Source organism: Micromonospora sp. WMMD967, from assembly GCF_029626165.1.
Lineage (GTDB): Bacteria > Actinomycetota > Actinomycetes > Mycobacteriales > Micromonosporaceae > Micromonospora > Micromonospora taraxaci.
This window is the reverse complement of record NZ_JARUBK010000001.1, coordinates 3,293,810-3,313,872: the sequence shown is the minus strand read 5'-3', so window position 1 is coordinate 3,313,872 and position 20,063 is coordinate 3,293,810. Positions and strand designations below refer to the sequence as shown.

Genomic DNA, 20,063 nt, shown 5'->3' with positions numbered 1-20,063 from the left:
CGCGAGTCGATCACGACGATGCCGTCCCTCGCAGTCCGGTTCAAGCGCTCGACGCCGGGTAGCAGTCCTTTGAGACGGCGTTGAAGAGGGGACGAGGGACATGAAGGCACTGACCTGGCAGGGCAAGCGGGACGTACGGGTCGAGGAGGTGCCGGACCCTCGGATCGAGGCACCGACCGACGCGATCGTGAAGATCACCTCGACCGCGATCTGCGGCTCCGACCTGCACCTGTACGAGGTTCTCGGGCCGTACCTGAAGCCTGGTGACGTGCTGGGCCACGAGCCGATGGGCATCGTCGAGGAGGTCGGGTCGGAGGTGACCGGGCTCAAGCCGGGCGACCGGGTGGTGGTGCCGTTCAACATCGCCTGCGGCAGTTGCTGGATGTGTTCGCGTCAGCTCTACGCCCAGTGCGAGACCACCCAGGTGACCAGCGAGGGCAAGGGCGCGTCCCTGTTCGGCTACACGTCGCTCTACGGTTCGGTGCCGGGCGGGCAGGCCGAGTACCTGCGTGTCCCGCAGGCCCACTTCGGGCCGATCAAGATCCCGGAGACCGGCGCCGACGAGCGCTACCTCTACCTGTCCGACATCCTGCCGACCGCCTGGCAGGCGGTGAAGTACGCGGACACCCCACCCGGCGGCACCCTGGCCGTCTTCGGTCTGGGCCCGGTGGGGCAGTTCTGCGCACGGATCGGTCGCCATCTGGGTGCCGGTCGGGTGATCGGGTTGGACCTGGTGCCGGAGCGGTTGGAGTTGGCCCGCCGGCACGGCATCGAGGTGCTGGACGTGCGCGAATTGTCCGACGTGCCGGGCGCGCTGATCGACCTGGTGGACGGGCGGGGCCCGGACGCGGTGATCGACGCGGTCGGGATGGAGGCGCACGGTTCGCCGGGCGGCAAGCTGGCCCACGCGGCAGTCGGTCTGCTGCCGGACAAGCTGGCCGCGACGCTCACCGACAAGGCCGGTATGGACCGGTTGTCCGTCCTGCACGCGGCGGTCAAGGGGGTTCGCCGCGGTGGCACCGTGTCGGTCTCCGGCGTGTACGGCGGCGAGGCGGACCCGATGCCGCTGATGGAGATGTTCGACCGGGGCATCCAACTGCGGATGGGGCAGTGCCACGTGCGCCGGTGGACCGACGAGATCCTGCCGCTGCTCTCCGGCGACGACGACCCACTGGGCGTCGAGGACCTGCGTACCCACCGGCTGCCGCTGACCGAGGCCCCGCAGGCGTACGAGATGTTCCAGAAGAAGGAGGACGGCTGCATCAAGGTCGTGCTGGCACCGTGAGTGCGAGGAGTGAGCCGGGTTTGCGAGCCCCGCAGTCACGAACGCGGCTGGCACCGTGAGTGCGAGGAGTGAGCCGTGAGCCGGGTCGTGGCGGTCGTCGGCGCGACCAGCGGGATCGGTCGGGCGACGGCCCGGGCGTTCGCCGAGCGCGGCGACCGTCTCGTCCTGGCCGCCCGCGCCGCGACGACCCTGGGCGAGGTACGCGCTGAGTGCGCCGACGTGGATGTGCTGACCGTGCCGACCGACGTCACCGAGCCGGGCGCGTTGGACGCGCTCCTGGACGCGGCACTGGAACGGTTCGGTCGCGTCGACGTGTGGGTGCACACGGCCGCGGTGATGGCGTACGGGCGTTTCGACGAGCTGCCCGGGCGGGTGTTCGACCAGGTGGTCCGGACCGACCTGCTCGGCACCGCCGAGTCGGTGCGGGTGGCGCTGCGGCACTTCCGGGCGGTCGGGGCCGGCACCGTCGTCGTCACCGGTTCGGTGCTCGGGCACATCACCGCCCCGTACATGAGCGCGTACGTGGCGAGCAAGTGGGGGTTGCAGGGTCTGCTCCGGACGGTGCAGCAGGAGTTGCGGGACAGCCCGCGGATCCGGTTGTCAGTGGTCAACCCGGGCAGCGTGGACACTCCCGTGTATCAGCAGGCGGCCAACTACCTGGGTCGGATCGGGCGACCTCCACCACCGGTGGCGAGCCCGCAGCGGGTGGCCCGGGCCATCGTGCACTGTGTGGACCGCCCCCGCCGAGAGGTCTCCGTGGGCCGCCTCAACGTGCTGTTGCGAGCCGGTTTCACCGTACTGCCGGGGGTCTACGACGTTCTGGTCGGGCCGTTGATGCGGGCGGCGGGCCTGAGTGGACGGCCGGTCGCCGCGCACGACGGCTCGGTCTTCACGCCGAACCCGGCCGGCGAGGCGGTCCGCGGCGGTCATCTGCCTGACCTGCGGCAGCTCGCCCGACACGTGCCCGGTCCGGTCGGCGCCGTGCTGCGCCGACGGTTCGGCTGACCTGTTCGAGACTGTTCGGGACTGCGTTCGGGGGCATCGTGCATCGATCAACTCGCCTAGGGTGGTGGGCCAGCAAGCGCTCCGGCGCACCACGATCGGGGAGACGATTCACCATGCGACTGAACCGCAGAGCGGCACTCGGACTGGGCACTGTGGCCACCGCCGGAACAGTGTTGGGCGCCGCCGGCACGGCCAGCGCCGCCGAGAGCACCGAGGCCTCCCCGACCACTCCCGCCCGTGCCGCCCGCCGGGTGGCCGCCGTCTTCGCCAAGCACAGCGTCGAGGCCGGCGGCAACTGGCAGGCGTACGTCAGCGTGGCCGACCCGGCCGGTTCGCCGGTGGTAGCGGTCGAGGCCGACGCGGACCGGCGGATCGAGGCGTACAGCGTCAACAAGATCGCCGTCGCCACGGCGGTGTTGGACAAGGTCGACCGGGGGCTGCTCACCCTGGACCAGCAGGTCGAGGTGTCCGCGGCGATCGTCGTGCCGGGCGGTGACGGCATCTTCAGCCTGGACGGCGCGTACCCCAGCCTGGTCACCATCGGGCACGTGCTGGCGAACCTGCTGACCGTCTCGGACGACACGGCGGTACGGCTGTGCGGTCTGGTCGCCCCGGCCGCCGAGATCAACTCCATCCTGGTCGCCAAGGGCTTCCCGAACACCCAGGTCCAGCCGGTCGCCAACCCGAACCGGTTCTTCCTCGGCACCAGCACCCCCCGGGAGACGCACGATCTGCTGCGCGCCCTGGTCGCCGGCACGCTGCTCTCCCCCGCCTCCACCACGTACCTGTTGGGGCTGCTGCGGTCCCCGGTGGCGTTCACCGACGGCATCCGGCGCACCATGTCGTCGGACGACCGGGCGCGGATCGCCACCAAGGCCGGCTGGTTCGCCGACGCGCGGCACGAGGCCGGGGTGATCTTCGACCGTTCCGGGGCGGCGGTGCTCACGTACGCGCTCTTCGCCGACGGGCAGGCCAACCCGGAGGACTTCGGCGCCACCCACCCGGCCGTGCAGGCCCGGGCCGTCATGGGCCCGAAGTTCCTGGCCGCCGTGGACCGGCTCGCGGGCGTCGGCAGGACGTTCCGGATCACCGCCCCGCGCCCCAGCAACGGCGGCTGACCGCGATTCCGGGTCGGTCGCCGCGGGCGGTGACCGACCCGGCCTGGCGACCGCCGAGGCACGGGCCGGTCCGGGTGACTACCGTGTAGGGCGGACACGTCGGAGGGACGGCAATGGCACGAGCGCAGAGCACTGACGTCGAACGGTCACTCGGCCGGCGGATGCGGGGCGTGGCCGGGCTGGCCGCGCTCGCCGGCCTGGCCTGGGTCGCCCGGGACGTGCCGGCGGCCCTCGGCGGCCGGCTCAGCGGGGCCCGCGCCGAACGGGCGGCCCGCTCGCCCCAGTTCCGCGACGGCACCTTCCACAACCTGGCCGGCACCCGCACGATGGTCGCCGAGCCGGGCCGCAACCTGGTCCGCGAGCTGATCTTCGGTAAGCAGAAGCGGCACCCGACCACACCGGTGCCGCTGCTGCGGCCCGGCACGACGGACGCCGCCGACACCGCCGACGAACTGAACATCGTCTGGTACGGGCACGCCTCGACGCTGATCGAGATCGAGGGCCGGCGGGTGCTGCTCGACCCGGTGTGGAGCGACAGGTGCTCCCCCTCCGGGCTGGTGGGTCCTCGCCGGTTGCACGAGCCACCGGTGGGCATCGACGAGCTGCCGCCGCTGGACGCCATCCTGATCTCGCACGACCACTACGACCACCTCGACATGGCCACCGTGCGGGCGCTGCTCGCCGGGCAGTCCGCGCCGTTCCTGGTCCCGCTCGGGGTGGGTGCGCACCTGGACCGCTGGGGCGTACCGGCCGAGCGGATCATCGAGCTGGACTGGTCCGAGTCGCACCGGGTCGCCGGGCTGGAGATCACCGCGACCGCCGCCCAGCACTTCTCCGGCCGGGGGCTGCGCCGCGACGGGACGCTCTGGAGCTCCTGGGTGGTGGCCGGGGCCCGCCGCAAGGTCTTCTACACCGGTGACTCGGGTTACTTCGACGGGTACGCGGCGATCGGCGCCGAACACGGGCCGTTCGACGTGACGCTGATGCAGATCGGCGCGTACGACCGGGCTTGGCCGACCATCCACATGTTCCCCGAGGAGGCGGTCGACGCCCACGTCGACCTGCGCGGCGGGCTGTTCGTCCCGGTGCACTGGGCGACGTTCAACCTGGCCCTGCACGACTGGTCCGAGCCGGTCGACCGGCTGTGGGCGGAGGCGAAGGCCCGCGACGTACGGCTCGCCGTGCCCCGCCCCGGCGAGCGGGTGGTGGTCGACGAGCCGCCCGCCGTCGACGGCTGGTGGCAGGCCATCGCCTGACGGTCCCGGCCCGCCGGCTGGCCTGCGCCGTCCAGCCTGCTCCGGGTCCGGTGAGAGGAGGCCGGCCCGAGCCCGTCGGGTCAGAGCACGAAGGCGTCGGTCCAGAGGGCGCCGGAGCGGCCGGAGAGCGCGTCCAGCATGGCCACCGCCTGCCCGTCGGTGAGCTGCGCGACGAAGTCCACGATGGCGCGCCCGCGGGCGCGGCCGATCCGGTCCGGGATGCGTGGGTGCAGCTCGGCCTCGGCCAACTCGACCAGGTCGTGCAGCCGGCGGGGCAGCCGCGACTCCTCCTCCGGGTCGAGCAGCCACTCCCACAGCGCCTCGACCAGGGTGCCCAGCAGCCGGGCCTGGCCGCGCTGGTGCAGGGCGAGGTCCGGACGGGCCAGCACGAAACGGTGGTGGACGAACTTGAGCACCTGCACCTCGTGCCACTGCGCGCAGCCCAGCAGCACGTACCCGGAACGCACCGACGGTTGGTCGGTGACGGTGATGGCCTCGACGAAGCGGGTGGACCAGCGGGCGGAGAACCGCGCCACGTACTGCTCGGCCTCGATCGAGCCGTCGAACGGCATCGCCAGCAGCCCGTCGACCAACTCCTCGCGCACGTGCTCGACGGCGGCGGCGAACGCGTCGTCGTCGGCGATCCAGGCGTCCTTACGGTGCAGTTGCCGCCGCAACCGCTCGATCGCCGCCCCGGGTCGCCGCGCCGACGTGGCCAGCGCCGCGTCGGTGATCGCCCGGAAGTGCCCACTCTCGCGCTGCCACGCCATCAGCTCGGCGGAGACCGAACCCTGTTGGAGCACACCGACCCGGTAGAAGTCCTCCACGTCGTGGATGGCGTACGCGATGTCGTCGGCGGTGTCCATCACCGACGCCTCCACGGTCTGCTGCCAGTCCGGGATGCGGCCGGCGAACGGCTCCCGGGCCTGGCGCAGGTCGTCGAGTTCCGTCCGGTACGCGCCGAACTTCGACGAGCCGCTCTCCGGGTCGTCCGGTGGCGGGGTGGCCCCGCGCGGCGGCGGGTCCATCGTGCGGGGGTGCGGGTCGGGGTGGTCCAGCCGGGTCCACGGGTACTTCAGCATCGCCGCGCGGACCGCGGCGGTCAGGTCCAGCCCGGTGGTGGCCGCGCCGCGGATCTCGGTGCTGGTGACGATCCGGTACGACTGGGCGTTGCCCTCGAAACCGTCGGCCAGGCCGAGGCGCTGGCGGGCCAGCCGGTCCAGCACCCGCTCCCCCAGGTGTCCGAACGGCGGGTGACCGAGGTCATGGGCGAGCGCCGCGGCCTCCACCACGTCGGGGTCGAGGCCACCGAGCTTGTCCAGCAGGTCACACCACCGGTCGTCGGCCGTCAGCCGCTCGGCGATCGCCCGGGCCACCTGGGCGACCTTGAGACTGTGGGTGAGCCGGTTGTGCACCAGCAGCCCGGAGCCGACCGGGCTGATCACCTGGGTGACCCCGCCGAGGCGCGCGAAGAACGGTGAGCCGACGATCCGGTCCCGGTCGGCGCGGAACGGGTTGGCCGTCAGGTCGCCGAGGGCTCGGGCGCTGCCGCCGAAGAGCCGCCGGGCGCGCGGCTCCGCAGGTGTTTCCATGATCGCCACGCTAGCGCAGGCCGGGAGGGACCGTCGCCGGGTCACCCGGCCGGGCGCGGCGGACCAGCCCCGGCCGGGCGCGGCGACAGCGACCGGGGCCGCCCGGCAGAATGCAACCGGTACCCACTCCCGAAGGCGGATCGAGATCGTGACCCAGTCTGTTCATCAGCGGATCGCCGACGAGCTCGGCGTGGCCGAGCGTCAGGTGCGGGCGGCCGTGGAGCTGCTCGACGGCGGCGCCACAGTGCCGTTCATCGCCCGCTACCGCAAGGAGGCCACCGGCCTGCTCGACGACACCCAGCTGCGCACCCTGGAGGAGCGGTTGCGCTACCTGCGCGAGCTGGACGAGCGGCGGGCCGCGGTGCTGGAGTCGATCCGCACCCAGGGCAAACTCGACGAGGCGCTGGAAGCGCAGATCATGGCCGCCGACTCGAAGTCCCGGCTGGAGGACATCTACCTGCCGTACAAGCCCAAGCGGCGGACCCGGGCGCAGATCGCCCGCGAGGCCGGGTTGGCCCCGCTGGCCGAGTCGCTGCTGGCCGACCCCACCCAGGACCCGCGGGCCACCGCCGCCGGGTTCGTCGACGAGGACAAGGGTGTCGCGGACGCCGCCGCCGCGCTGGAGGGCGCGCGGGCGATCCTCATCGAGACCTTCGCCGAGGACGCCGACCTGATCGGCACGCTGCGCGAGCAGATGTGGTCGCGGGGCCGCCTCGTTTCCCGGGTACGCGACGGTCAGGAGACGGCCGGCGCGAAGTTCGCCGACTACTTCGACTTCTCCGAGCCGTACCCGAAGCTGCCCTCACACCGGATCCTGGCCATGTTCCGGGGCGAGAAGGAGGGCGTGCTCGACCTGACCATGGATCCGGAGGAGGCCGGCGACGCGGACGCCGTACCGACCGGACCCAGCCGGTACGAGGCGGCCATCGCCGGACGGTTCGGGGTGTCCGACGCCGGTCGCCCGGCGGACCGCTGGCTGACCGACACCGTGCGGTGGGCGTGGCGCACCCGCATCCTCATCCACCTCGGCGCGGACCTGCGGTTGCGGTTGTGGCAGGCAGCCGAGGAGGAGGCGGTACGGGTCTTCGCGACGAACCTGCGTGACCTGCTGCTGGCAGCACCGGCCGGCACCCGGCCCACCATGGGTCTGGACCCGGGCCTGCGGACCGGCGTGAAGGTGGCCGTGGTGGACGCCACCGGCAAGGTGCTCGCCACCGACACCATCTACCCGCACGAGCCCCGTCGGCAGTGGGACGCGTCGATCGAGACCCTGGCGCGGCTGGCCGGGGCACACGGGGTGGAGCTGGTGGCGATCGGCAACGGCACCGCCTCGCGGGAGACCGACAAGCTGGCCGGCGACCTGATCAAGAAGTATCCGCAGCTCAACCTGACCAAGGTGATGGTCTCCGAGGCGGGCGCGTCGGTCTACTCCGCGTCCGCGTACGCCTCGCAGGAGCTGCCCGGGATGGACGTGTCGCTGCGCGGCGCGGTCTCCATCGCCCGGCGGCTCCAGGACCCGCTCGCCGAACTGGTCAAGATCGACCCGCGGTCGATCGGGGTGGGGCAGTACCAGCACGACCTGTCCGAGGTGAAGCTGTCCCGCTCGCTGGACGCGGTGGTGGAGGACTGCGTCAACGCCGTCGGGGTGGACGTCAACACCGCGTCCGCGCCGCTGTTGACCCGGGTCTCCGGGATCGGGGCCGGGTTGGCCGAGAACATCGTGCTGCACCGGGACGCCAACGGGCCGTTCCGGTCGCGTACCGAGCTGAAGAAGGTGGCGCGCCTCGGGCCGAAGGCGTTCGAGCAGTGCGCGGGCTTCCTGCGCATCCCCGACGGCGACGACCCGCTGGATTCGTCGAGCGTGCACCCGGAGGCGTACCCGGTGGTGCGCCGGATCCTCGCCAGCACCGGTCAGGACCTGCGCGCGGTGATCGGCAGGAGCGGCATCCTGCGCGGGTTGCGGGCCACCGACTTCGTCGACGAGCGGTTCGGTCTGCCCACCGTCACCGACATCCTGGCCGAGCTGGAGAAGCCGGGCCGCGACCCTCGGCCGGAGTTCCGCACCGCCACCTTCGTCGAGGGCGTGGAGAAGATCAGCGACCTGACGCCCGGGATGGTGCTCGAAGGCGTGGTCACCAACGTGGCCGCGTTCGGCGCGTTCGTCGACGTCGGGGTGCACCAGGACGGCCTGGTGCACGTCTCGGCCATGTCCCGGACGTTCGTGAAGGACCCCCGCGAGGTGGTGAAGTCCGGTGACGTGGTCAAGGTCCGGGTGCTCGACGTGGACGTACCCCGCAAGCGCATCTCGCTGACCCTGCGCCTGGAGGACGAGCCCGCCGTCGCCGGTGGTGGTGGCCGGACGAGCCAGGAGGGACGCGGCGGTGAGGGTGGCCGCGGCGGCCAGCGCGGGCCGGGTGGCCAGGGCGGTCGCGGCGGTCAGAGCTCGCAGGCTGGCCAGGGCGGTCGCGGCGGTCAGGGCGGTCGCGGCGGTCAGAGTGGTCGCGGGTCGCAGGGTGGCCGCGGCGGCCAGCAGCGGCAGGGCGGATCGGCCCCGGCCAACGACGCGATGGCGGAGGCCCTGCGCCGCGCCGGACTGGCCTGACCAGACCAACGGTGACGCCGCCCGGGACGCCTCCTTCACGGCAGGCATCCCGGGCGACGCGTCTCGCGAGTAGATCTTGGACAGTTTCCGTTCCGCGCGAACGGAAACTGTCCAAGATTGACAAGCGGTGGTCGTCTTTCGTGTGGACGGACGGCCGATCGGGCCGGCAGCTGGTCGTGGCTGCGGCCAGTCGGTGAGGGCTGCGTGAAACCCGCTCGCGTGGCGATGGGGCCTCGGGCAATGATCTCCTGGTGAGGATGCATGCCGACCAGGTCGACGTCACCGCCGACGTCGTCGCCGCGTTGGTGGCCACGCAGTTCCCCCACTGGCGGGCACTGCCGATCCACCCGCTCGCCTCGACCGGCACGGTGAACGCCCTGTTCCGCCTCGGCTCGGAGGTCGTGCTGCGGTTCCCCCTACGGCCCGGCGCCGATCCGGCACTGCGCGCCGAGCTTGAACGTGAGCAGGAGCACGCCCGGATGCTCGCCGCGCACCTGCCGGTCGCCGTGCCCGAACCGCTCGGCCTCGGCGAGCCGGGCGAGGGGTACCCCGGGCCGTGGACGGCGTACCGCTGGATCGCCGGCGAGCCGATCCACCCCGGCCGGGTCGACGACCTGGACGGCTTCGCCCGTGACCTGGCCGGCGTCGTGACCGCGCTGCGGGCAGTCGACACCGGCGGTCGGGTCTGGTCCGGGTCGGGTCGGGGTGGCCCACTGCTCGCGCAGGACGCCGGGGTGCGGACGGCCCTCTCCGTCAGCGGCGCGCTGACCGACACCGCTCGGCTGACCGAGGTGTGGGACCGCTGCCGCGACGTCCCGCGCCACGACGCCGACGCATGGATCCACGCTGACCTGATGCCGGGCAACCTGCTGGTCCGGGACGGTCGACTGGCTGCCGTCATCGACCTGGAGACGGTCACGGTCGGCGACCCGGCGGTGGACCTGATGCCGGCGTGGAACCTGTTCGACGCCGGGTCACGGGAGACATACCGGCGGGCGCTGGGCGTGGACGACGCGACCTGGGAGCGCGGGCGCGGCTGGGCGCTGGGGCAGGCGATCAACGCGCTTCCGTACTACGTCCGGACGAACCCGGTGATGGCCGCGATCGCCCGGCGCACACTGCGGGCCGTCCTCGAGTAGGCCCGTCGCGTACCGTCGACGTCGTGAGTGAGCCGGACGGCCGGACGTGGCGGGACCAGCAGCGGCAGGCGGTGCGCGCGCACGCCGACGCGGACGCGCGGCGGCGGGCCGCCGAGCAGTCCGATGCGGCGAAGCTGGTGGCCTGGTTCGTGGCCGAGGCGACCCGGCGTGGGCTGCCCCCCACCCGCCTCGTCGCCCGCGGCTACGACGGCCGTGGGCGCTACCGGACCAGGCTGACCGGGTGGTACGTCGACCGGGCCGAGACCCGGGCGGTGGACGTGGACGGCCGGTTCCACCTGTTGAACGTGCCGGGCGGTCTGCGGGCCCGCCTGTTCGGCGTCGAGCCGCAGCCCAGCCCGGCGCCGCTGGTCGTCGGTGCCGGTGGCCGCGACGGTGAATCGATCCCGTTGCGGACGCTGCTCAGCCGCCTGTTGGACGATCCGGCCACCGGCGAGTAACTCCCACCACCCGCACGCCGGGCAGGCAGCCCCCGCCAGGTTGAACGATCACCAGTAGCGGCTGAGGCGCCCTTTCACCTGGCGTCACTACTCTGCGCATCCGCATCGTCACCATGGGCCAACCGGTCACTTCTTCCCCGCCCGACCGGCCGACGCATGGCTGCCGCTCGGGCGGTTAGCCGCCGACCTGCACAACACCGTCGGATTGGCCGTGTCCGACTACGGGGTTTCGGGGTTGATCGGGGGAATGCGGACCCGGTGTCGCTATTCACCATCGACACACCGTCTATCCCTGATATGACAAATACGTACGTTTTGTGTAGGTCACGTGGGAGGTCACAACGTGCCAGTGCCTGGTGGTCTCGTGGATGCTGATCTGTCCCTGCGCCGGCGCAGTCCGGAGCGGAGCAAGCGAATCATCGACGTGGTCGTGGCGGCGGTCGTTCTGATCCTGGCCACGCCACTGTTGATCATGGTGGCGGCCCTGGTCGCGGTTGGTCTCGGTCGGCCGGTGCTGTTCCGCCAGTGCCGCGCCGGACTGCACGGACAGCCCTTCGAAATGGTCAAGTTCCGCACCATGCGGCCGCCCAACCTGAAGCTCGGCCTGCTCGGCGACAGCGACCGGCTCACCCCACTCGGGCGTTGGTTGCGCGCCACCAGCCTGGACGAGTTGCCGACGCTCTGGAACGTCCTGCGTGGCGACATGAGTCTGGTCGGCCCACGACCGCTCCTTCCCGAATACCTCAGCCGCTACTCCCCCCACCAGGCCCGCCGGCACGAGATACGTCCTGGTGTCACCGGCCTGGCCCAGATCCGCGGGCGCAACAGCCTCAGCTGGGAGGAGAAGCTGGACTTCGACGTGCGGTACGTGGACAGCCACAACCTCCGTGGCGACCTGACGATCGTCGCCGCGACCGTGCGGACGGTACTGCGCCGCGAGGGAATCTCCGCGGCCGGATCCGTCACGGCGCCCGAGTTCCTGGGGACGCCAGGCTGGTCGTCGCCACACAGCGACTCCCGCCCGGTCACCACACGCTCGGGCGGTGCCCGATGAGTCAGACGGTGTACCTGTCGCCGCCGGACGTCGGGCCGCTGGAGGAGTCGTACCTGGTGGCCGCCCTGCGCTCCGGTTGGGTAGCCCCGGTGGGCCCCGACCTCCAGGCATTCGAACGCGACGTCGCCGAACGGGTCGGCACGGGCGGAGCCGTCGCCGTCAATTCCGGCACCGCCGCCCTGCACCTGGCACTACTCGGCGTCGGGGTGGGCCCCGGCGACGCGGTCATCGTGCCCACCCTGACCTTCATCGCCACCGCCAACGCGGTCCGCTACATCGGGGCGCGGCCGATCTTCGTCGACTGTGAACCCCGAACCGGCAATGTCGACGTCGGCCTGGTCGACGAGTTGGTGCGACGCTTGCGGTCCCGGGGTGAGCGGGTCGGCGCGGTCGTGCCGGTGGACATGTTCGGAAGCTGCGCCGACTACAGCCGACTGGTGCCGGTCTGCGCCGACGCCGAGATCCCGCTGGTCGAGGATGCCGCGGAGGCGCTCGGCGCTCGGCATCAAGGGCGTCCAGCCGGGTCCTTCGGACAGGTCGGGGCACTCTCCTTCAACGGCAACAAGATCATGACCACGTCCGGCGGTGGGATGCTCGTCTCCGACGACGCGGCCCTGCTGGCCCGGGCTCGCCACCTCGCCACCCAGGCGCGGGAACCGACGCCGCACTACGAGCACCGCGAGACCGGCTACAACTATCGGCTGAGCAACCTCCTGGCCGCGCTCGGCCGGGCCCAGCTCGTCCGGCTGGACGGGATGATCGCCCGACGCCGCCACCTACGCGACCAGTACGCCAAGGTGTTCGCGCCGGTGCCCGGGGTCGAACTGGTCGGCCTCGACGACACCGACTCGAACTGCTGGCTCACCGTCATCACCGTCGACGAGGAGCAGTGCGGCTGGCAGGCCGCCGACCTGGCCGCGCACCTGGCCACCCGGGGCATCGAGACGCGCCCGGTCTGGAACCCGATGCACCGTCAACCCGTCTTCGTCGGCGCCGACAGTCTGCTCACCGGCGCCGCCGACCGACTCTTCACCCACGGCCTCACCCTGCCCAGTGGCAGCGCGCTCACCGAGCGACAGGTCGGGCTGGTGTTCGAGGCGATCGACGAGTTCCTCGGTGGGCGCCGAGCGGGGCGACCGGCATGACGATTCCACTGGTGATCGTCGGTTGCGGCGGTCACGGCCGCGAGGTGCTGAGCATCGCCCGAGCGATGAACTCCGCCTCGGGCGAACCCCGCTGGCTCCTGCTCGGCTTCGTCGACGACCGACCCAGCGAGGTGAACCTCAAACGGGTGCAGCAACTCGACGTGCCCTACCTCGGTGGGCTGCCGTGGCTGCGCGAAGCCCCGGCGGACACCCATCACGTCATCGGTATCGGGGACCCCCGGATACGACGTGCGGTGGCCCAGCGCGTCGACGCCTACGGCACGCCGGCGACCAGCCTCGTCCACCCGGCGGCGACGATCGGGCCGGACACGCGACACGGCCCGGGCTTCGTGGCGTTCGCGGGAGCCCGCGTCACCACCAACGTGACCATCGGCCGGCACGTCCATCTCAACCAGAACGTCACAGTCGGCCACGACAGCACACTCGCCGACTTCGTCGCGGTGAACCCACTAGCGGCCGTGTCGGGCGACTGCCAACTCGGCGAGGCGGTGCTCATCGGCACCACCGCCGCCGTGCTGCAAGGACTGCGGGTCGGTCGGGACGCCACGGTCGGCGCGGGTGCGTGTGTCACCCGGGACGTGCCCGCCGCTGCCGTCGTCAAGGGCGTACCAGCGCGCTGAGCAGCAGTGACCGACCCAGACGGGATCGATACCGACGCCGTGGCCACGTGGTCCGGCACGAGGAGCGGGACGTGAGCACAAACCGTCGCGGTGCCAGCGAACGGCCACTGCGCGTACTTCAGGTGACCAGTACGGCCGTCGGCGGCGACTGGTTCCACGACCAGGTGACCGGCCTGGCGCGGCGGGGCCACGAGGTGTGCGCGGTCGTACCGGGCGAGGGCCCACTCACCGCCCGCCTACGGGCAGCCGGAGTACGCACCGAGGTCGTGCCGATGTCCGGCTGGCGCCCCCGGCAACTCCCCCGTGTCGCGGCGGCCCAACTGCGACTCGTACGCCTGATCCGACGTTTCCGCCCCGACGTGGTGCACGGACACCTGGTGAAGGCGAACATCGCCTGCCGGTTGGCCAGCCTGGCCGCTCCACGGCCGCTGCTGGTCAACCAGATCGCCGGCGTCGTCCACCTGCGCAGCCCTCTGTTCAATCGCATCGACCGCGCGACTCTGCCCCGGGTGGATGTCCTGATCGGGTCGTGCCACGCGTTCGCCGACCGGTACCGACAGTTGGGGGCCAGGACGGCGACGGTCAGTCACTACGGGTGCGACGTCCACCGGCTCGACCCGACGGCCAGCGGGCAGCCGTTCCGCGCCGAGTTCGGACTGGCTGCCGACACCCCTACCGTCGGGATGCTCGCGCACATGTACCGCAGCCGGTTGCAGGCGTTCCAGGACATCGGTTTCAAGGGCCACGAGGTCTTCATCGACGCGGCCCCCCGCCTGCTGGACCGGGTACCGACAGCCCACCTCTTCGTCGTGGGCGACGAGTTCACCGGTGACGTCGGCTACCGCCGCCAGTTGGAGGAACGCGCCGCCCGGTTGGGTGTGGCCGAACGGGTGCACTTCACCGGCCGCCGGACCGACGTGCAGGACGTCCTGGCCGGTCTGGACGTGGCGGTCACGCCGTCGCTCGAGGAATCCGCGTCGTACGCCACCGTCGAGGCGCTGTTGATGGAGCGAGGCGTGGTGGCCAGCGACGTCGGCGGGCTGCCCGACACCGTGCAACACGGCGAGACCGGCCTGTTGGTGCCCCCGGCGGACCCGGGCGCGCTGGCCGACGCGGTCGTCGAGCTGCTGGAGGCTCCCCAGCAGCGGGCTGCGATGGGTCGACTCGGACGTGACCGCTGCCTGCACCTGTTCGACATCGAGCGAACGGTCGCCGACGTCGAGGCGATCTACCGGGCGGCGCTCGACGGCCGTCCACTGCCGCAGTCCGGGCGCCTGTCGGAAGTAGCCCGGTGACGGCCGCGACGCCGCCCCTCGGATCGGGTGCCGGCCCGGGTACGGATGCCGGACCCGCCGCAGCCGGTGGCCCTGACCTGGCCGGACCCGGTAAGCCCGGCACCGCCCCGGGCGGGCCGACGCGTGTCTCGGAAAGCACGGTGTCGGCCGCCGCCGCCGGGTCCGTCGGAACCAGAGTGGTCCTTCTGGCCGTGAGTCTGGCGACCGGTGTGCTGGCCGCCCGGGTGCTCGGCCCGCACGACCGGGGCGTGGTGGCGGTCGTCCTCGCCTGCGCCTCGATCTTCGGAGCGCTCCTCACCGTGGGGATGGAGACGGCCAACCTCCGGTACGCGGGCGGCTCGGTCGCCGCCCACCGTCGGACGGTGTGGTGGAGCCTGCGCCACGTCGGCACCGTGGGAGTTGGCGTGGCAGCCGCCTGGGGGGCACTGGCGGTGGTGGTCGGACCGGCCGTCCGGATAGGCCTCGACCCGATCACCTTCGCCCTCGCGCTGGCCCTCGGTCCAGTGGTGTTGCTCTCCTCGCTGCTCGGCACGGCCGAGATCGGTCGTAGTCGCGCATCGGTCTACAACCTGACCGTCATCGGAGGACTGCTCGTCTACGGTGTGCTGCTCGTCGTCCTGACGGCGACCGGGCGGGCGGACACCAACACGGTCATCGGGGCGTACCTCCTGGGTCAGGCGTGCGCGGCGGCGGCGCTGCTGGTCCGGGCGCTGCCGTTGAGCCGCGAGCCCGGCCCGCCCGAGGACAGGGCGGCGTACCGGTCGTTCGCACGCCGGGTCTACGCACCGAACCTGGCCCAGTTCGCGATGGTCCGCAGCCAGGTTCCCGCCATCCACCTCGTCGCTGGCGCCGGCGCCGTCGGCGTCTACTCGGTGGCGGTGCCGTTCGCCGAGATGCTCCTGGTGCTCCCGGTGGCGCTCAGCCTCATCCTGGTGCCGGCGGTCGCGCACGGCGGCGCCGACTGGCACACGGTCCGCCGGATGTCCGTCCGGACGCTGCTCATCACCGCCGTCGGGGCGGGGCTGCTGGCCGCGGTGGCGCCCTTGGTCTTCCCGCTGCTCTTCGGCCCACAGTTCGCCGAGGCCGTGCCGGTGCTGTGGGCGATGCTGCCCGGTCTCATCGTGCTCGCGGTCGCCCGCACCGCGCAGAGCTACCTGACGGCGGTCGACCGCCCGGGCCCGCCCACCCTGGCGGCTGTCAGCGCCGCTGTCGCCGGGCTGCTCGCCATGGCCGTCCTCATTCCGCGGTTCGGCACGCTCGGAGCGGGCCTCGCCGTGTCGGCCGGATACGTCCTCTATGGCCTGGTCGTCGGCTGGGCCTTCCTCGGTTACCGGCCTGTACAGGGTCGGAGAAACGGTCCGACGAACATGACAATCACACACGGGGGCCGACACACGAGGTCACCAAGACGGGACCGCGAGTCCGTGCTGCCGGCGTGGGGTAGGGCGGCCGGCGTACTCGTCGCCGGCGCGACCGCCGGCGTGGTGGCGGTGCAGGACACCACGCTCCTGCTCAGACTGGCCGCTCTCGCCGTGGTGGTGCTCGTCATCACGCTGCCCGGGTTCGGTCTCTACTGCATCGCGCTGGCGGTTCCCGCGTCGCAGTTGCCCCTCGCGCTGGCACCGGACACCACGCCGTTGCTCGCGCTGATCCTGTGCACCCTGGTCGGGACGCTGCTGCGGGGCCGTCCGGCCCGTCGCGGCATGCCGGCCGTCCTCATCGTCGCTGCCCTGACCTGCCTGCTCGCTCTCGGTGTGGCCATCGGTGGCCAGCCCAACCAGGCGTTCCGCTCGGTCGCCGCCATCGCCGTACCGCTGGCGTGCCTACCGCTGATCGACAGTGCCCGAGCTCGATCGCGGAGCGTCCTGCTCGTCTTCGCTGTCGCGGCCACCGCCGTCGGCCTGGTCCACGCCGGTCTCGCTCTGGTCGGGACGCCGATGCTCGCCGAGGAGAACCCGGCCCTCGCCGAATCCCTCAGCGGCCTGAACCACAACGCGTGGGGGCCGATGCTGCTGCTTGCCCTCGCCGTACTGCTGTCCAGGCTGCGGCCGGGAGTGTCGGGCCCGGCCCGCCTCCTCACCGTCGCGGGGGTCGTCGCCGTGACCATCAGCGTGGTCCTGTCGTACAGCCGCTCGACGTACATCGGTGGAGCGCTGCTCCTGCTCTGCTTCGTGATCCAGCGGCGCCGCACTGTGGCCCTGGCCCTCACCGGCATGGTGATCGTCCTCACGGTCGGTCTGACCGGCGTGCAGTTGGTGCCGGAGAAGGTGGCCGAACGGATCGCCTACACCACAGTCGACGGACGGCTGGACAGTTCCAGCAGCGTGCGCCTGGACCTGTGGCTCAGCGCCCTGCGGATGGCGGGCGACTACCCGGTGACGGGCGTGGGGTTCCAGAACTTCCGAGCCCACCTGCCGGAGTACTTCCAGTCCGAAATCACCGTTGCGGCCGTCGACGTCCAGATCGACAGCCTCAACCACGCCCACAACACGTACCTGACGGTGCTGACCCAGACCGGCCTCGTCGGCGTCCTCCTGGTGGGCGGACTCCTGTTCATCGTGATCCGTCGGCTCCGCCGACGCCTGCGCGCCGGCGACTCCACAGCGGAGGCGGCGGTTCTCGGCATGGCCGCGATCGGAGGTTGCAGCCTGTTCGGCGAGCCGCTGCTCACCCTTCCAGTGCTCATCCCGTTCGTGCTGCTGCTGGCCGTGGCCACCGCCCGGCAGCCGGTCGAGGCGGAAGCCGCCTCCGGTGTGCGTCGCGTCGGGCCGAGGCACTCGGTCAGGAACAGGCGCGTCCCGACTCCCGGCCCGATCGGCTACCGCGCAGGCCGTAGCCGCTCCACCGCCGACCGGGTCCTGATATGACCACGAAGGAGACGAAGGTGACCGCGCGTTCCGACCTGTCGGGGGTCGACAGCGCCGACCGGCCGCACCGGCAACGGGCCGCCCCGGACGGCACTTCCCCCACGACGCTCCCATCCGTGATGCTGCTCTGCGGCGCGAGTTCACTGCACGCCCGCAAGTGGGCGGTCGCGCTTGCCGAACGCGGCCACCGGGTCGTCGCCGCCAGTTGGATCGGCGCGGAGCCCATCGACGGCGTCGACCTGCGCGTCGCTCCCGGGACCGGTCGGACCAGGTACGGGCCGTGGGGTGCGGTGTGGCAGCTCGTCGCGGCCGGCTGGTGGCTGCGCCGACAGGTACGCGAGGCGCGCCCCGATGTGTTGCACGTGCACTCGGTAGGGATGGCGGGTCTGCTGTCGCTGCTGGCACCGCGTCGGCCCGCCCGGGTCGTCACGCCCTGGGGCGTCGACCTGCAGTCCGCGCGTCGGTCCAGGGTCCGGCGCTGGGTCGCCCGCGCCGCCCTACGCCGCTGCGACCTCGTTCTCCCCACCGCAGGGTCGGTCCGTACGGAGATCGTCGAGAGTTACCGCATACCGGCGGCCCGTACCCGCACCGTCTCGTGGGGTGTCGACGACAGGCTGTTCGCGCTGCGGGACGCCGTGACGCCGTCGTCGGTCCGGCGGGAGTTCGGCATCCCGGACGACGCGACAGTGCTCTTCGCCGCCCGGACGACCGGTCCCGTCTACCGCACGCCCGAGGTACTGCGGGCGTTCGCCGAGGTGGCCATGACTCGTCTCGATCTCCACCTCGTCGTCCTGACCGGCCACCGTCCCGCCGAGGCGGCGGCCGCCCAGGCGCAGCGACGGTGCGTCACGGAAGCCAAGGAACTCGCCGAGCGTCTGCCCGGACGGGTCACGGTCCTGGACCGGTCGCTGAGCCCGGAGGACACCTTCCGACTGATGCGGGCGAGTGAGGTGAGCATCTCGGTTCCCCGCTTCGACCAGCGCAGCTGCACCGTCCTGGAGGCGGCGCACGCCGGTTGCCGGCTCCTGCTCGCCGACCTGCCGCCGTACCGCGAGCTGGTCGAAGAAGGCTTGGTGGCCGACATCGTCAGTGGCCCGTTGGAGGCGGCGTTGGCAGAGCAGTTCCTGGTCGCCCGCCCGCTGGAGCCGCCGCTGCGGGAGCGGAACCGGCGCTTCATCGAGACGTCGGAGTCCTGGTCCCGTCAGGTCTCCGTGGTGCAGGAGTGCTATCAGCGGTTGACCACGGAACGGGTCGGACAGCGTCGGGGCGGGGTGTCCCGGTGAAGATCGTCTACCTGCACCAGTACTTCCGTACCCCGGCCATGTCCGGAGGCACCCGTTCCTACGAGTTCGCCCGGCGCCTGGTCCGTGACGGCCACGACGTGCAGGTGGTGACCAGTGACACCGAGCCCGTATCCGGCACCCGGCAGACCTGGCGAACCACAGTGGAGGCGGGCGCGGTCGTGCACTGGGCGGCTGTCCCCTACCGCAACGCGATGTCCGTCCGGGATCGACTCTCGGCCTTCGGCCAGTTCGCCCGCTTGGCTGCCACCCGGGCGGCCTCGCTGGAGCAGGACGTCGTCTTCGCGACCAGCACTCCGCTGACCATCGCGCTACCCGCCGTCTACTCGGCCCGACGTCGGCGCGCGCCGATGGTGCTGGAGGTGCGCGATCTCTGGCCGGAGGTGCCGATCGCGCTGGGCGCTCTGCGGTCGCCGCTGACCCGCCGCGCGGCCACGGCGCTGGAGGGGTGGGCGTACCGGAACGCCGCGCACATCGTGGCGCTGTCACCGGGCATGGCGGCGGGCGTTCGAGCGCGGCATCCCGGGGCGGCGGTGACTGTCGTTCCCAACGGCTGCGACCGCGAGTTGTTCGCCGACGCGGACTCGTCCGGTCAGGCGCTACGGGCTCGCACGCCGTGGTTGGGCGACCGGCCGCTGATCCTGTACGCGGGAACGCTCGGTTTCGTCAACGACGTGGGCTACCTGGTCCGCATGGCAGCGACGCTGCGTCGCGCCCATCCGGACGTGCGGGTGGCGATCGTGGGTCAGGGCGCGGAGACGGCACGGGTGCGGGCGCTGGCGGAATCGTCCGATGTCCTGGGCCGGAACCTGTTCATGTTCGACCAGATGCCGAAGGCCGAGGTGGCAGCGTTCTTCGGTGCGTGCGACCTCGCCGTCTCGACGGTGCGCGACGAGCCGGCGTTGCACGCCAACTCGGCGAACAAGGTGTTCGACGGGTGGGCCGCCGGTCGACCGGTCGCTGTCAATCACGAGGGATGGATCGCCGACATCCTGCGGCGCAGCGGTGCCGGCCTCGTGCTGCCCGCGGGAGATCCTGCCGCCGCGGCGGTGCTCGCTGGCGCGTTCGTCACCGACCCGACCCGGACCGCCGCGGCGCGGACCGCCGCCCGGGTGCTCGCGGCCACCGAGTTCGACCGTGACCTGCTCTTCGACTCGTTCGAGTCGGTGCTGCGCGGTGCGGTAGTGCCGCGGCAGACGCCGGGGTCGTCAATTGGACGAACTTCGCAAAGTGTCACTAACTAGTCATAAAGCGATTAGTTTTGGTAGGACGCCAATAAAGCCATCTGGGCGTAATGACCCCAGG

The 20,063-nt window shown here is 72.0% G+C and carries 15 protein-coding genes; 14 read left to right on the top strand and 1 reads right to left on the bottom strand.

Going from position 1 to position 20,063, the window contains the following annotated elements; genetic code table 11:
- Positions 1–100: 100 nt before the first annotated feature.
- The 4 genes from O7631_RS15450 to O7631_RS15435 all read left to right on the top strand — a co-directional run bounded on the left by O7631_RS15450 (position 101) and on the right by O7631_RS15435 (position 4,664).
- Positions 101–1,285, top strand: a complete 1,185-nt coding sequence (locus O7631_RS15450) for a zinc-dependent alcohol dehydrogenase (RefSeq protein ID WP_278144854.1) — start codon at positions 101–103, stop codon at positions 1,283–1,285.
- Between the two features lie 75 nt (positions 1,286–1,360).
- Positions 1,361–2,290: an SDR family NAD(P)-dependent oxidoreductase gene (locus O7631_RS15445; protein WP_278144853.1), complete on the top strand. Its 930-nt coding sequence runs from the start codon at positions 1,361–1,363 to the stop codon at positions 2,288–2,290.
- A gap of 113 nt (positions 2,291–2,403) precedes the next feature.
- Positions 2,404–3,408, top strand: a complete 1,005-nt coding sequence (locus O7631_RS15440) for a serine hydrolase (protein WP_278144852.1) — start codon at positions 2,404–2,406, stop codon at positions 3,406–3,408.
- Between the two features lie 113 nt (positions 3,409–3,521).
- Positions 3,522–4,664 carry an MBL fold metallo-hydrolase gene (locus O7631_RS15435; protein WP_278144851.1) on the top strand — a complete coding sequence of 381 codons (1,143 nt, stop codon included), beginning with the start codon at positions 3,522–3,524 and terminating at the stop codon, positions 4,662–4,664.
- An 80-nt stretch (positions 4,665–4,744) separates the two neighbouring features.
- Here the strand turns inward: O7631_RS15435 and dgt are convergent, their stop codons facing one another.
- Positions 4,745–6,256 carry a dGTP triphosphohydrolase gene (gene dgt / locus O7631_RS15430; RefSeq protein WP_278144850.1) on the bottom strand — a complete coding sequence of 504 codons (1,512 nt, stop codon included), beginning with the start codon at positions 6,254–6,256 and terminating at the stop codon, positions 4,745–4,747.
- A 148-nt stretch (positions 6,257–6,404) separates the two neighbouring features.
- Between dgt and O7631_RS15425 the strand changes: the two genes are divergently transcribed.
- The 10 genes from O7631_RS15425 (at position 6,405) to O7631_RS15380 (ending at position 20,002) form a co-directional block, all read left to right on the top strand.
- Positions 6,405–8,858, top strand: coding sequence for a Tex family protein (locus O7631_RS15425; RefSeq protein ID WP_278144849.1), 2,454 nt, complete (start codon positions 6,405–6,407; stop codon positions 8,856–8,858).
- A gap of 257 nt (positions 8,859–9,115) precedes the next feature.
- Entirely contained in the window at positions 9,116–9,997 is an 882-nt protein-coding gene (locus O7631_RS15420; RefSeq protein ID WP_278147944.1) for an aminoglycoside phosphotransferase family protein, read from the top strand.
- 23 nt (positions 9,998–10,020) lie between these two features.
- Complete coding sequence (locus O7631_RS15415) at positions 10,021–10,455, top strand: hypothetical protein (RefSeq protein WP_278144848.1); 435 nt, start codon at positions 10,021–10,023, stop codon at positions 10,453–10,455.
- A 364-nt stretch (positions 10,456–10,819) separates the two neighbouring features.
- On the top strand, positions 10,820–11,509 hold the full coding sequence (locus O7631_RS15410; RefSeq protein ID WP_278144847.1) for a sugar transferase: 690 nt from the start codon (positions 10,820–10,822) through the stop codon (positions 11,507–11,509).
- Entirely contained in the window at positions 11,506–12,654 is a 1,149-nt protein-coding gene (locus O7631_RS15405; RefSeq protein WP_278144846.1) for an aminotransferase class I/II-fold pyridoxal phosphate-dependent enzyme, read from the top strand. The genes O7631_RS15410 and O7631_RS15405 overlap by 4 nt, the downstream gene beginning before the upstream one ends.
- A complete protein-coding gene (locus tag O7631_RS15400) occupies positions 12,651–13,295 on the top strand; it encodes an acetyltransferase (protein ID WP_278144845.1) in 645 nt (214 codons plus the stop codon). Before O7631_RS15405 ends, O7631_RS15400 begins: the two co-directional genes overlap by 4 nt.
- A 71-nt stretch (positions 13,296–13,366) precedes the next feature.
- The gene (locus tag O7631_RS15395) at positions 13,367–14,590 is read left to right on the top strand and encodes a glycosyltransferase (RefSeq protein ID WP_278144844.1); all 1,224 of its coding nucleotides are present in this window, start codon (positions 13,367–13,369) and stop codon (positions 14,588–14,590) included.
- 191 nt (positions 14,591–14,781) lie between these two features.
- Positions 14,782–17,457 carry an O-antigen ligase family protein gene (locus O7631_RS15390; RefSeq protein WP_278144843.1) on the top strand — a complete coding sequence of 892 codons (2,676 nt, stop codon included), beginning with the start codon at positions 14,782–14,784 and terminating at the stop codon, positions 17,455–17,457.
- 17 nt (positions 17,458–17,474) lie between these two features.
- Positions 17,475–18,740: a glycosyltransferase family 4 protein gene (locus O7631_RS15385; RefSeq protein WP_278144842.1), complete on the top strand. Its 1,266-nt coding sequence runs from the start codon at positions 17,475–17,477 to the stop codon at positions 18,738–18,740.
- The gene (locus tag O7631_RS15380) at positions 18,737–20,002 is read left to right on the top strand and encodes a glycosyltransferase family 4 protein (RefSeq protein ID WP_278144841.1); all 1,266 of its coding nucleotides are present in this window, start codon (positions 18,737–18,739) and stop codon (positions 20,000–20,002) included. Before O7631_RS15385 ends, O7631_RS15380 begins: the two co-directional genes overlap by 4 nt.
- The last annotated feature ends 61 nt before the right edge of the window (positions 20,003–20,063 follow it).

Bases quoted from the DNA above. Each gene is read 5' to 3' on its own strand.
- O7631_RS15440 (WP_278144852.1), top strand. From the start codon at position 2,404: ATGCGACTGAACCGCAGAGCGGCACTCGGACTGGGCACTGTGGCCACC.
- O7631_RS15400 (WP_278144845.1), top strand. From the start codon at position 12,651: ATGACGATTCCACTGGTGATCGTCGGTTGCGGCGGTCACGGCCGCGAG.
- O7631_RS15405 (WP_278144846.1), top strand. From the start codon at position 11,506: ATGAGTCAGACGGTGTACCTGTCGCCGCCGGACGTCGGGCCGCTGGAG.
- O7631_RS15450 (WP_278144854.1), top strand. From the start codon at position 101: ATGAAGGCACTGACCTGGCAGGGCAAGCGGGACGTACGGGTCGAGGAG.
- O7631_RS15420 (WP_278147944.1), top strand. From the start codon at position 9,116: ATGCATGCCGACCAGGTCGACGTCACCGCCGACGTCGTCGCCGCGTTG.
- dgt (WP_278144850.1), bottom strand. From the start codon at position 6,256: ATGGAAACACCTGCGGAGCCGCGCGCCCGGCGGCTCTTCGGCGGCAGC.
- O7631_RS15435 (WP_278144851.1), top strand. From the start codon at position 3,522: ATGGCACGAGCGCAGAGCACTGACGTCGAACGGTCACTCGGCCGGCGG.